We start from the raw sequence: 11,721 nt of genomic DNA on the forward strand, positions 1-11,721 counted from the left end.
ACCTAACATGATTAAAATCATCATTGTGTTGTTATTGTTATATATCGTGTTCAACCTATTCAGAGCCTTGTTTGTGATGATTTCATCAAAAGAGCACTCAAAGCCCATGTCTCATTATTTAGGTCGTCGAGTGCTGTTTTCGGGTGTTGTACTGATCATCATCATTGCAGCCTTAAAACTGGGTTTAATTCAAACCAATCCGTCACCCATTCACAAAGCTACAGCACGTACACAAATACAAATAAACACAGCCACACCACATCTACAAAGTGCCAATACCAAGCAGCTGCCTGAAAAGCAAAGTGCTTATCACTCGTGAAGTGGCCTTTAAAAATTCGCAGTAATACAACTAACAGTATGATGGTACCCAAGGTCACGTGCATTCCGTGGAAACCGGTTAACAAGAAGAAGGTATTACCATAAACCCCCGCATCTAAGGTCAAACCTAGATCTTGATAGGCATGCATATATTCATAGGCTTGCAGGCCTAAGAAAATGGCTCCCAGAACGACCGTCATCGATAAAAATACCTTTAGAGCGCCGCGCTTATTGTTTTCCATAGCAACATGGGCAAAATGAATTGTGACCGATGAGGTAAGTAGAATCAGCGTATTGATCAGGGGTAGACCTTGCCAGCCCATAGCCTGTGTGGTCTCGCCCGCTGGCGTAGTTAATAGCGGCCACACTGCGTCGAAGGTAGGCCATAGCACTTCGTTGGTCATGGCATTATTGCCAGCGCCACCAAGCCAAGGCACTGAAATCATACGGGCATAAAAGAGAGCGCCAAAAAACGCCATGAAAAACATCACTTCAGAAAAAATAAACCAGCTCATACCCTGTCTAAATGAACGGTCCATTTGTGCTGAGTAAAGCCCTTGGTGAGACTCTTCAATAACATTTTTAAACCAGCTAAATAGCATATAAAACAAGATAGCTAGGCCCAGATATAAAACATACTGCGCACCACTGGCCTCACTGCTTGCTTGCATCACAGTTAAACCGGCACCAACAGCAATTAAAAACATTGCGATGGCGCCAACTATTGGCCAAGGGCTTTGTGCTGGAACATAATATTTTTCGTAATTTTGATTCATTTTGTTTGCTCCCAATTAGCAATTAGCTTGGCGGCTTTTAATCGTTTTTAGCCACAATCTGCCCGCTAATATCAAACATGGTGTACGACAATGTCAGTTCCTCAACATCGTCGGGTAATTCAGTATCAACATAAAACAGCAAGGTAAATTCAACTTCTTCACCTGCCTTTAAAGGTTGTTGATCAAAACAAAAACAGGCAATTTTATGTAAGTACTTGGCCGCTTTTCCCGGTGATACTGATGGAATTGCTTGCATGACTTTGTCTTCATTACTGGTGTTTTTTGCTGAGAACTTAACTTCTCGCATTGCGCCTGGTTGCACCGATACGCTGTACTGCTCAGACTGCACCTTAAATGGAGCGCCACTTTGAGCATGCGTCGTAAAACTGACATCAACTTGGCGTTGTGTATTTATTGTTTCACTTGCGCTCGCTTGCTCAAGAGATGGCTTACCGTTTAATCCTGTAACATCGCAAAACACGTCATAAAGCGGCACCAGAGCGAAAGCAAATGCGAACATGAGTAAGCATGTGATCAGCAATTTCTTTAGCAAAGGTGCATGGTTCATTACTTGATCTCCGGCGGTGTTTCAAAGGTATGATAAGGCGCAGGAGAATCAACCTCCCATTCCAGACCTTCGGCACCTTCCCATACTTTGGCAGGTGCTTTTTCGCCCCCTCTGGCGCACTTGAATACCACCAGCACAAACAACAGTTGCGATAGCCCAAATGCAAAGCCACCAATACTGATAATGGCGTTAAAATCAGCAAACTGCAGAGCATAGTCAGGGATACGACGTGGCATACCCGCAAGGCCAACAAAATGCATAGGGAAGAACAATACGTTGACACTAATTAGCGATAGCCAGAAATGCCATTTCGCTAGTGTTTCGTTGTACATGTTGCCTGTCCATTTTGGTAGCCAGTAATAAGCTCCCGCCATAATTGAGAACACGGCGCCTGTTACTAACACATAATGGAAATGTGCCACCACAAAGTAGGTATCGTGATACTGGAAGTCAGCCGGAGTAATCGCGAGCATCAAGCCAGAGAAACCACCCAAAGTGAACAACACGATAAAGGCGATGGCAAACATCATCGGAATTTCAAAACTAATTGAGCCGCGCCACATAGTAGCCACCCAATTAAACACCTTAACCCCTGTGGGTACCGAAATGAGCATAGTTGCGTACATGAAGAACAGCTCACCGGCTACAGGCATCCCGGTAGTAAACATATGGTGTGCCCACACAATAAAACTCAAAAGAGCAATCGATGAGGTTGCATACACCATAGAAGCGTAGCCAAATAACTTTTTGCGTGAAAAGGTTGGCACAATAGTCGAAATAATACCAAAGGCCGGCAAAATCATGATGTACACTTCAGGGTGACCGAAGAACCAGAAGATATGCTGGAACATCACGGGGTCGCCCCCTCCCGCGGCATCAAAAAAGCTCGTTGCAAAGTATTTATCGGTCAACACCATTGTGACCGCCCCTGCTAAAACAGGCATTACAGCAATTAACAAAAATGCGGTGATTAACCAAGTCCAGACAAACAGTGGCAGTTTCATCCACGTCATACCGGGCGCTCTTAGATTGACGATAGTCACGATAACGTTAATCGCCCCCATAATTGAGCTGATACCCATGATATGTACGGCAAATACAAATAGTGCAGTGTTATCGTTACTGTAAGTGGTGGAAAGTGGTGCGTAGAATGTCCAGCCAAATGCAGGACCGCCCCCCGGCATGAGTAAAGAAGCTAGCAGGATTAAAAATGCGAAAGGTAATATCCAAAAGCTCCAGTTGTTCATGCGCGGCAGCGCCATATCAGGTGCACCAATCATCATAGGCACCATCCAGTTAGCAAGCCCAGTAAATGCGGGCATAACAGCACCAAACACCATGATCAAACCATGTACCGTGGTCATTTGGTTAAAAAAGTGCGGATCGACTAACTGTAATCCTGGCTGAAATAATTCAGCGCGGATCACCATAGCCATCGCTCCACCAATCAAGAACATGGTAAGAGAAAAGATCAGGTATAAACTCCCAATGTCTTTATGATTGGTGGTGTAAAGCCAACGCTTAAACCCTTTCGCAGGATGATGATGGTCGTGATGCGCATGCCCTGTTGCTTGCTCATTAATAACGTTACTCATTATTTCGCCTCCGCTGCTGCATCAATCGCGGCTTGAATTTGACTCGGTTGGATCACATCGCCTGTATCATTACCCCATGCATTTCGCTTATAGGTAATAACCGCAGCAAGTTGCTTAATTGAAAGCTGCTTATCAAACGCTTGCATCGCCGTACCAGGGCGGCCATGTAACACAACATCAATGTGGTCTTTCACATCACCTAACACGATTGGGCTGCCTTTCAACGCAGGAAACACGCCTGGCAACCCCATACCTGTTGGCTGATGACAAGCGGCACAACTAGCCATGTAGACTTGCTCACCCAAGGTCATGAGCTCTTCTTTTGGTAATGTTTGATCGAGTAAAGCTGCATCAGCGGCTGCTGCATTGGCTTTTTCTTGTTTGGCATCAGCAAGCCAATTAGCAAACTCATCTTCAGGAAGGGCTTTCACTACAACGGGCATAAAGCCATGATCTTTACCGCATAACTCTGCGCATTGACCACGATACACACCCGGCTCGTTAATACGAGTCCACGCTTCATTAATAAACCCTGGGTTTGCGTCCTTTTTAACCGCAAAGTCAGGCACCCACCACGAATGAATCACATCGTCAGAGGTCATTAAAAAGCGAACTTTTTTATTGATAGGCAGTACCAAGGGTTTATCAACTTCAAGCAAATAATGCTCAGTTTTTTCTGCTTGGTTGTCTATTTGATCTTTCGGTGTAGCTAGAATTGAGTAGTAGGCAATATCTTCACCCATGTACTCGTAATGCCATTTCCATTGCGAGCCAGTCACTTTAATTGTGATATCGGCTTTAGAGGCATCTTCCATAGCAATGAGGGTTTTTGTTGCAGGCACAGCCATCGCGATTAGTATAACAAACGGAATGGCAGTCCAAAGTATTTCAACTTTTGTACTTTCATGAAATTGGGCTGGCTTAGCCCCTTTAGATTTACGGTGGTGTATTAAAGCCCAAAACATCACCGCAAAAACGATGATGCCAATCACACAACAGATAATAAATATCGTCATGTGTAACTCATAAACATTATTACTTATATCAGTCACCCCTTTACGCATATTGAATTGGCTGTTTGCCAATGCAAATTGCACAGGTGCGAGTAATATAAGCCACAAGGCGTAACGCAGTTTACCCATGTGACGGCTCCTTTAAATGCTATTGCAAGACGCAAAGCGAAAAGGCGTTACAGCAAGGTGCCCATTCGTATTTTTATTGTTTAGAGCGAATTCGTATCATCACGACGCAATGAAATGATACAAGCCCGTTGTATAACTCCCTGACACGTTTAGGTGTGTCAATTTCGTAAATAGGTGTTAATACAATGTACTAACCAATTAGTTAAAAAATGAGCAATAAGCAAGTTTTAGTGATAATAAATGTTTATTTTGGTGCAAAAATAACAACTATAATCAGCGCGTTATTTAATGTTTAGGCGTACAAACAAAATACAAAAAGAGAGGGAAACTGCGCCATATAAGGCTTTAAATGATGAGTAAGGATTCACAAATCCTAATTAAGTAGCAAAATTTCGATGGTGCACCAAATTAAGTCAATTTAATGCACCAAGTTGGGAACACTTACATCCAGTCAGCGTTTCGAATAACCCCTACCGCTAATCCTTCGATATTGAACGATTCGTGCTCTAGGTCAACTTCAATAGGTGAAAACTCTTCGTTCTCAGCGTGTAAAAATACTTTTCGGCCAGCTTTTTCTAAACGCTTAACAGTCACGTCTTCATCAACTCGTGCAACAACAACTTGGCCATTTTCAGCAACTTGTGTTCTATGTACTGCAAGTAAATCACCGTCCATGATGCCAATGTCTTTCATACTCATGCCATTTACACGCAGTAAGAAATCAGCGGCAGGCTTAAATAACGACGGATCAACTTGGCAATGGCTTTCAACATGCTCTTGGGCCAAAATAGGTTCGCCCGCTGCAACACGGCCAATTAAAGGTAAACCTAATTGCTCTGGTTCATCTTCTTCGATTAATTGAATACCACGACTCGCCCCAGGCTTCATTTTGATCATGCCTTTTTTTGCCAGTGCTTTTAGGTGCTCTTCAGCGGCATTGGCACTTTTAAAACCCAATGTTTGAGCTATTTCAGCACGCGTTGGTGGCATGCCTGTATCTTTAATAAAGACTTTAATGAGTTCTAAAATTTGCGATTGGCGTTTAGTTAATGGGCGCATACAACTGGTTTTCCATACAGTACATTTAACTGTGAGTATATACAGTTATCTGAAAATCGCAAATTTAATTAACACTGTCATATTGCTACAAAACTTACATTGAACCTCACTCTAAGATGCCATAAGGTATTAGCTTTAATTAGCAGGCTAAGGAAACACAATGAGCATTTGGCACCACCCAATCACGCTAGAGCTATGTAAAGAATTGGAGCAAGGGATCACCGGGCAAGGCACTTTAATGAAAACCATGGGCATTGAAGTGACAGAAATTGGCGATGACTATTTAGTGGCGACGATGCCTGCCATCCCAGAACATCATAACCCTATGGGCATGGTACATGGCGGAGCAAACGTTGTGTTAGCCGAGACAGTGGCAAGCTATGCAGCCAACTTTGTGGTTGATTTCAATAAATTCTACGCTGTTGGCCAAGAGATTAATGCCAACCATATGAAAGCATCACGTAAGGGAGTTTTAACTGCAACGGCTAGACCGCTGCATTTAGGAAAGCGCACCTCTGTTTGGGATATTAAAATTACCAATGCCGCAGGAGAGCTATGCTGCGTATCAAGAATGACCGCAGCGGTAGTAGAGCGCTAAATTCGACCTATTTTTCAACAGGATAAATAGTAATTTCAATCCCTGCGCCAATTGCTGAGATACGTAACAAGGTATCGGCATGCAGGGGTTGATTAAAGCATTTTGGCGAATTACCTGATTCAAAACCTATATCAAATGTTCGTTTTGAGCACGATAACCACTGTTTTAATGCATTGCGCGAGCAAGACTCAATAAGCTCGCAAAGCTGGTTAATCGCTTTATCTGGAGAGCTGATATCTGCGGTTGCTTCAATCCGTGCTAGTTGGCGGTATTCATCTTGGTCATAATGTAAAACCATGGCGTTTTTCTTCAAATCAGCAACAAGCGCACTAATATCGTGCTTTGATTCAAGCTCCAGATCTACATTTAAAAATTGAATTTCCGACATACTCTCGTTTTTACCCTCTATTGATATCGACTGAAACTTTAACTCAGTTTTGTATATATACCAAATCTAGAATACAGTTAATGCGACATTATGCCGCATTGGCAATACAGTTAAACAACTTAAAATAGCACCCATACAACAATAATAACGGGGTAATAATGAATAAACGCATGTTCAAGTATGCTCGTAAAGGGCATAAATGGCTTGGCTACTTGCTCGCTTTACAGATCTTCTTTTGGCTCTTAGGTGGGCTGGTAATGAGCTCATTACCGCTTGAAAAAGTGCATGGCAAACATTTGGCTAATCGCAGTTTAAGTAGCCCATTTATAGTGTCAGACTACCCTACTTCGATTGATAAAATAACCGCGCAATTTGAGCAAATCGAAGGTATTAAATATAGCCATTTTTTAAACACCCCGATTATAGAAGTCACCACCCCTCTCGGTGTCTTCAATTTTGATGGTAGAACGGGTGATAAAATGCCTACTCCAAATGAAGCTCAAATCATTGAAAATGCACAAGCTCATCTGCTTATTGATGCTAACATGACTCAAGCTCAGCTATTACCAAATGGGCCAAGAGAAGTCGGTCACAAAGCCAATGTTTGGCAAGTAAGCTTTGATGATTGGCTAACAACCACCTTATATCTAGATAGCCTAACCGGTAAGGTTATTACTGTGCGCAGCACCCTGTGGCGCATTTTCGACTTTTTCTGGATGCTGCACATTATGGATTATGATGAGCGAGAAAACTTTAACAATCCATTGCTTATCAGCTTCTCAGCCACCAGCGTGCTGTTTTGTATAACTGGGATTATTTTGTTACTGCAAAACATTCGTTTAAAGCGTAAAAAACCAGCTATACGTGCTGGTCAATCAAAATAGGATTGCCGTCTGGGTCGGTGATAATAAAACTCGCGTCACCGGCCTTTTGTATCTCTAACCCCTGTTGCTGAAAACGTGTCGCTAATTGCTCAAAGGTTGCAAACTCAGTCAGCGCCTCAGCGTTTTGATCCCATCCGGGGTTAAATGTCAGCATGGTTTTATCAAACATACCTTGGAACAAACCAATTAAATGTTCACCGTTTTTCATGATCAACCAATGTTGCTCAATCTCCCCAGCAAACTCTTTAAAACCTAGCTTTTCATAAAACTGCTTTGAAGCATGGATATCTTTTACATTTAAACTCACAGAAAAGGCACCTAATAACATAGTTGTAATTCCTTTAATAAAAACGGCCTAACAACTATAGCTGAGTTGAAATACTTTTCCTTTTTAGAATAGTCACTCTAAAATAACCGTTCCTGTAGTTCACTCATGTGATGGATATGCGTTTAATTTCTTTTGCTGTACTGTGCTTTTTAATCAACTTTTCTGCTTCTGCTGAGCAATTTTCTAGCTTTTCGAGCGCCAAAAAACACCTTATAAAATCGCTGCCTGAAAATAGCAAAAGCTTATATTGTGGCTGCGATATAAAGCGACAAGGTAAAAAGCTGGTACCCGATCCAGATTCATGTGGCTATATTCCACGCAATGCCATCACCCGAGCCGGTAACGAAAATGCCCGAGCAAAAAGAATAGAATGGGAGCATATTGTGCCAGCCTGGGAATTTGGCCATCAATTACAATGCTGGCAAGATGGCGGTCGTAAAAACTGCGTAAAGGTCAGTGAAAAATTTCGTCAAATGGAGGCCGACATAAATAACCTCGCCCCCGCAATTGGCGAGATAAATGCAGACCGTTCAAACTTTCGCTATGGGATGGTGACAACATCAAGTGCAAGTTACGGTGCTTGCCCAGTAAAAATCGATTTTAAACAACGTGTATTTGAGCCGCCAATTTATGCAAGAAAGCAAATAGCCGATACCTATTTCTATATGCAAAAAACCTATGGCTTAAAGATATCTGACAAACAACGCAAACTGTTTGAATCATGGCAAAAGCTTGAAATAGCTGAAATAAGCAACCGTAAGTCCCTGTAATTATTTGCACATTTTTTTACATGCAGGGTTAAACAACTGGTTGCTTTAAAAGTAAGTAATTGTTAGTTTTTAAACAATTCATACAAGAAAGGAAGCACCCATGTTTAAAAATACCAATCTCGCTTTAGCTATCTTTTTAGCTGTTTCTGGCGTATCACTATCTGGCTGCGGCGGCGGTGGCTCATCGAGCAATACCGATACCACGAATCCACCACCAACAACTTCTGAACCCACTTGGACAGCTGGCACCTTTGCCGCATCAAGTGAATTTAAAGATCAGTGCGCCGTGCCGCGTACTGGTAATGATCCGTATAACGATAATCAACCTTACCCAGATACCGCTGGCTCTGAGTTTACTGAGAAGATGTGGCTACGTTCATGGAGTGATGAAACCTATCTTTGGTACGATGAAATAGAAGATAACGACCCAGATAACTTCAGCTCTGTCGCCGCTTATTTTGATCAGTTAAAGACCTTCGAAACAACAGACTCAGGAGCTTATAAAGACAATTTTCACTTTAGTGTGCCAACTGAAGACTATTTTCAAGAGTCTCAATCAGGCGTAGTTTCAGGCTATGGAATCAACTGGGCTTTAATTAGTGGCACACCTCCTCGTGACTTACGAGTTGCTTATTTAGAAGATGACTCCCCTGCCGCTAATGCAGGCTTACAACGAGGCGATCGCGTTATTTTAGTTGATGGTGTCAGTATTGATACAAATACGGAATCAGGTATTGATACATTAAATGAAGCTTTATTTGGGCCAACCGCTGGCGATACACATACCTTCAAGGTAATTAGTAATGATGAGACAGAAAAAACATTCTCTTTAGTGGCTGGTAATATCACCCAAACACCGGTACAGAATGTCGATACCATTACCACAGAAGGTGGCACTAAAGTGGGCTACATGCAGTTTAACAGCCATATAAGTATTGCTCAGCCTGAGCTGATAAGTGCTGTGAATAAGTTCAAAGCCGACAACATTGACGAGCTTGTCATCGACCTTAGATACAATGGCGGTGGCTTATTAGCGCTTTCATCACAACTTGCCTATATGATCGCTGGGCCTGCCAATACGAGTGACTATTTTTACTATCAGATCATTGAAAATGACAAACAGACCGAGAGCGATCCATACCCGTTTGTTGATGTTGAAATCGATTATTCTACTTTCGAGGGAACGAATAACACGCTCCCTGACTTAAACTTATCGAAAGTCTATGTACTCAGTACAGCAAACACTTGTTCTGCATCAGAAGCCCTGATCAATGGCTTAAATGGTATTGATGCTGAAGTTATTTTAATTGGCGGGACAACGTGTGGTAAACCATATGGTTTTACCCCAACACATAACTGTGCGACGACTTACTATACAATTCAGTTTACTGGTACCAATTACAAGGGCTTTGGTGAATACTCAGACGGCTTAGTACCGACTCCTACACCGCAATTTGCTGCCGATGTAAAAGGCTGTGAGCTTGATGACGACTTTAATCACCAGTTAGGTGATAGTGACGAAACACTATTGAGTGCAGCACTTTATCATATCGAAAATGATAGTTGTCCAGTGGTAGCGCAAAGTGTCACAGCTAAGCAAGCGACAACCTCAACTTATAAAGCTGATGAAACAGGTATTGCACTTAAAGCCAATACCACACTTTACAAAAATAATATGGATTTAACCCGTCCACTGCTAGCTAAGGAAGGTGATAATGAATAAAGCACTTTTATTAACCTGCACCTTACTGGCAAGCATAGCTGGCTGTAAAAGTACTCAAGCGGAGCAACCGCAAAATGCCACGCTTGTTCGGGTAAACCCGGGAGTGATTACTGAGCTACAGCAGGCTATTCAATCAGCTAAAGGCGGTGCACTGGTCACCTTAGCCGATGATGTGTTTACTAAGAGCGCAGAGTTACTGATTGATCACGGCACCAACAAAGGACCTGATGGTCTGCCAATTATGGGCGCCCATTCAATTCCTTCTGAGAAGTTTGTGTTGCAAAAAGCAGGTGAGCAATGCCTGCTTTACTACCCCAAAAAAGAGCTCCGTATTCCACTTCCTAATGTAGAGTGCGAAGTTAACTAACAAAAAGGCGCAGCTCAAGCTGCGCCTTTTACATCATAGGCTTTGGTGAGGGCCAAATACCTCATAATGAATACGCTCACTTGCAACCCCAATACTTAGCAGTTGCTCTTTTATCATTGCCATAAAGGCGATTGGGCCACACAGGTAAAAGTCACCTTTACTAATTGGTAAGCTGTCAGCAATGTCGTTTACATCCATCAAGCCCGCAAAATCACCCCCTTTGCCATCTTTAAACCAGGTAACACAATGTAATGAAGCGTGCGCGTTTTGTTGCTTTATTAAGTACTCTTTAAAGGCAAACTGCGTCTCACTGTCGCAAGCATGTAGGTAATGGATTGACTGGTTAGGGTGATTACTTAATAGTGTTTCTAGCATCGCCATCATTGGGGTTTGACCAACTCCCGCTGAAATCAATACAACAGGCGAGTCAATTTCGCGAAGCACAAAGTCGCCTGCGGGTGGGTAAATTTCTACCTCTTCCCCCTCAGTTAAGCTGTGTAGGTAGTTAGATACCAAGCCTTCTTTTTTCACGCTAATACGGTAATTACAACCATTACTTTGCTGCGATAAAGAGTATTGCCTCACTTGCGTTAAATCACTGTTTGCAGGCGTTACTTTAATCCCTAAATATTGGCCAGGTAAATACGCCACTACAGGTTTTGCATCAGCAGGCGTTAATGTGAAACTACAAATTTGCGATGATTCCATACGTTTTTCTGTAATAGTGAAAGTACGGGTACCAAACCATCCTCCCGGCGCCTTTTTGGTTTTTTGATATAACGACATCTCCTCGTTGATACACACATCCGCTAATAATGAATAGGCTTCACGCCATGCATACTCGACCTCAGGGGTAAATTGTTCTGGCAATAACTCTTTTAAAGTCGCAATCAAATGTCCACCAACAATGGGATAATGCTCTGGCAAAATATGGTAACTGGTGTGTTTATGATTAATGCGCGCAAGCGCACCTTTTAACACTGCCAAGTTATCAATATTTGCCGCGTAAGCAGCTAAGGCATTAAACAGCGCAAATTGCTGAGAGCCCGATTGCTGATGTGTCATATTAAAAATATTTTTAAGCTCAGGGTTGTAGCTAAACATACGATCATAAAAATACTCAGTCACTTGAGGGCCTGCTTGTGCAAGTAAAGGCAAAGTACTTTTAACAATCTGGATCGTTTTTTCAGATAACATAGTTTTTC

General features: G+C 42.4%; 14 protein-coding genes. 6 read left to right on the forward strand and 8 right to left on the reverse strand.

Annotated elements, in window-relative coordinates:
• The first annotated feature begins 7 nt into the window (after window positions 1–7).
• Window positions 8–319 (forward strand): DUF2909 domain-containing protein, encoded by a 312-nt coding sequence (locus CWC28_RS22700; RefSeq protein ID WP_082874013.1) that lies wholly within the window; start codon window positions 8–10, stop codon window positions 317–319.
• Here CWC28_RS22700 and CWC28_RS04160 read toward each other — a convergent pair.
• From CWC28_RS04160 to lexA, 5 genes are all read right to left on the reverse strand, one after another.
• Window positions 219–1,094, reverse strand: a complete 876-nt coding sequence (locus tag CWC28_RS04160; RefSeq protein ID WP_105174378.1) for a cytochrome c oxidase subunit 3 — start codon at window positions 1,092–1,094, stop codon at window positions 219–221. The two genes, CWC28_RS22700 and CWC28_RS04160, sit on opposite strands and share 101 nt — an antisense overlap.
• Window positions 1,095–1,131: 37 nt before the next feature.
• Window positions 1,132–1,662: a cytochrome c oxidase assembly protein gene (locus CWC28_RS04165; protein WP_063702462.1), complete on the reverse strand. Its 531-nt coding sequence runs from the start codon at window positions 1,660–1,662 to the stop codon at window positions 1,132–1,134.
• Window positions 1,662–3,257 carry a cytochrome c oxidase subunit I gene (gene ctaD, locus CWC28_RS04170; protein WP_063702465.1) on the reverse strand — a complete coding sequence of 532 codons (1,596 nt, stop codon included), beginning with the start codon at window positions 3,255–3,257 and terminating at the stop codon, window positions 1,662–1,664. Before ctaD ends, CWC28_RS04165 begins: the two co-directional genes overlap by 1 nt.
• Entirely contained in the window at window positions 3,257–4,399 is a 1,143-nt protein-coding gene (coxB, locus tag CWC28_RS04175) for a cytochrome c oxidase subunit II (RefSeq protein ID WP_063702467.1), read from the reverse strand. Before coxB ends, ctaD begins: the two co-directional genes overlap by 1 nt.
• 441 nt (window positions 4,400–4,840) lie before the next feature.
• Complete coding sequence (gene lexA / locus CWC28_RS04180) at window positions 4,841–5,458, reverse strand: transcriptional repressor LexA (RefSeq protein WP_063702469.1); 618 nt, start codon at window positions 5,456–5,458, stop codon at window positions 4,841–4,843.
• 160 nt (window positions 5,459–5,618) lie between these two features.
• Between lexA and CWC28_RS04185 the strand changes: the two genes are divergently transcribed.
• Window positions 5,619–6,056 carry a PaaI family thioesterase gene (locus tag CWC28_RS04185; RefSeq protein ID WP_063702471.1) on the forward strand — a complete coding sequence of 146 codons (438 nt, stop codon included), beginning with the start codon at window positions 5,619–5,621 and terminating at the stop codon, window positions 6,054–6,056.
• Between the two features lie 7 nt (window positions 6,057–6,063).
• Here the strand turns inward: CWC28_RS04185 and CWC28_RS04190 are convergent, their stop codons facing one another.
• On the reverse strand, window positions 6,064–6,444 hold the full coding sequence (locus tag CWC28_RS04190; RefSeq protein ID WP_054554459.1) for a hypothetical protein: 381 nt from the start codon (window positions 6,442–6,444) through the stop codon (window positions 6,064–6,066).
• A 158-nt stretch (window positions 6,445–6,602) separates the two neighbouring features.
• On the opposite strand from CWC28_RS04190, the gene CWC28_RS04195 reads away from it, so the two are divergent.
• Window positions 6,603–7,328: a hypothetical protein gene (locus CWC28_RS04195; protein ID WP_105174379.1), complete on the forward strand. Its 726-nt coding sequence runs from the start codon at window positions 6,603–6,605 to the stop codon at window positions 7,326–7,328.
• On the opposite strand, the gene CWC28_RS04200 is transcribed toward CWC28_RS04195, so the two are convergent.
• Window positions 7,303–7,656 carry a VOC family protein gene (locus CWC28_RS04200; protein ID WP_063702476.1) on the reverse strand — a complete coding sequence of 118 codons (354 nt, stop codon included), beginning with the start codon at window positions 7,654–7,656 and terminating at the stop codon, window positions 7,303–7,305. The genes CWC28_RS04195 and CWC28_RS04200 overlap by 26 nt on opposite strands.
• A 110-nt stretch (window positions 7,657–7,766) precedes the next feature.
• Between CWC28_RS04200 and CWC28_RS04205 the strand changes: the two genes are divergently transcribed.
• The 3 genes from CWC28_RS04205 to CWC28_RS04215 all read left to right on the forward strand — a co-directional run bounded on the left by CWC28_RS04205 (window position 7,767) and on the right by CWC28_RS04215 (window position 10,516).
• Entirely contained in the window at window positions 7,767–8,426 is a 660-nt protein-coding gene (locus CWC28_RS04205) for an endonuclease (protein ID WP_138624762.1), read from the forward strand.
• Between the two features lie 100 nt (window positions 8,427–8,526).
• Window positions 8,527–10,149: a S41 family peptidase gene (locus CWC28_RS04210; RefSeq protein ID WP_138624763.1), complete on the forward strand. Its 1,623-nt coding sequence runs from the start codon at window positions 8,527–8,529 to the stop codon at window positions 10,147–10,149.
• Window positions 10,142–10,516 (forward strand): hypothetical protein, encoded by a 375-nt coding sequence (locus CWC28_RS04215; RefSeq protein WP_063702480.1) that lies wholly within the window; start codon window positions 10,142–10,144, stop codon window positions 10,514–10,516. The genes CWC28_RS04210 and CWC28_RS04215 overlap by 8 nt, the downstream gene beginning before the upstream one ends.
• 33 nt (window positions 10,517–10,549) lie before the next feature.
• Here the strand turns inward: CWC28_RS04215 and hmpA are convergent, their stop codons facing one another.
• Window positions 10,550–11,713, reverse strand: coding sequence for an NO-inducible flavohemoprotein (gene hmpA, locus CWC28_RS04220; RefSeq protein WP_063702482.1), 1,164 nt, complete (start codon window positions 11,711–11,713; stop codon window positions 10,550–10,552).
• Between the last annotated feature and the right edge of the window lie 8 nt (window positions 11,714–11,721).

It is taken from the genome of Pseudoalteromonas sp. S4492 (assembly GCF_005886115.1).
Lineage (GTDB): Bacteria > Pseudomonadota > Gammaproteobacteria > Enterobacterales > Alteromonadaceae > Pseudoalteromonas > Pseudoalteromonas gelatinilytica.

Bases quoted from the DNA above. Each gene is read 5' to 3' on its own strand.
- hmpA (WP_063702482.1), bottom strand. From the start codon at position 11,713: ATGTTATCTGAAAAAACGATCCAGATTGTTAAAAGTACTTTGCCTTTA.
- CWC28_RS04165 (WP_063702462.1), bottom strand. From the start codon at position 1,662: ATGAACCATGCACCTTTGCTAAAGAAATTGCTGATCACATGCTTACTC.
- CWC28_RS22700 (WP_082874013.1), top strand. From the start codon at position 8: ATGATTAAAATCATCATTGTGTTGTTATTGTTATATATCGTGTTCAAC.
- CWC28_RS04160 (WP_105174378.1), bottom strand. From the start codon at position 1,094: ATGAATCAAAATTACGAAAAATATTATGTTCCAGCACAAAGCCCTTGG.
- CWC28_RS04190 (WP_054554459.1), bottom strand. From the start codon at position 6,444: ATGTCGGAAATTCAATTTTTAAATGTAGATCTGGAGCTTGAATCAAAG.
- CWC28_RS04185 (WP_063702471.1), top strand. From the start codon at position 5,619: ATGAGCATTTGGCACCACCCAATCACGCTAGAGCTATGTAAAGAATTG.
- CWC28_RS04205 (WP_138624762.1), top strand. From the start codon at position 7,767: ATGGATATGCGTTTAATTTCTTTTGCTGTACTGTGCTTTTTAATCAAC.
- coxB (WP_063702467.1), bottom strand. From the start codon at position 4,399: ATGGGTAAACTGCGTTACGCCTTGTGGCTTATATTACTCGCACCTGTG.
- ctaD (WP_063702465.1), bottom strand. From the start codon at position 3,257: ATGAGTAACGTTATTAATGAGCAAGCAACAGGGCATGCGCATCACGAC.
- lexA (WP_063702469.1), bottom strand. From the start codon at position 5,458: ATGCGCCCATTAACTAAACGCCAATCGCAAATTTTAGAACTCATTAAA.
- CWC28_RS04195 (WP_105174379.1), top strand. From the start codon at position 6,603: ATGAATAAACGCATGTTCAAGTATGCTCGTAAAGGGCATAAATGGCTT.
- CWC28_RS04215 (WP_063702480.1), top strand. From the start codon at position 10,142: ATGAATAAAGCACTTTTATTAACCTGCACCTTACTGGCAAGCATAGCT.
- CWC28_RS04210 (WP_138624763.1), top strand. From the start codon at position 8,527: ATGTTTAAAAATACCAATCTCGCTTTAGCTATCTTTTTAGCTGTTTCT.
- CWC28_RS04200 (WP_063702476.1), bottom strand. From the start codon at position 7,656: ATGTTATTAGGTGCCTTTTCTGTGAGTTTAAATGTAAAAGATATCCAT.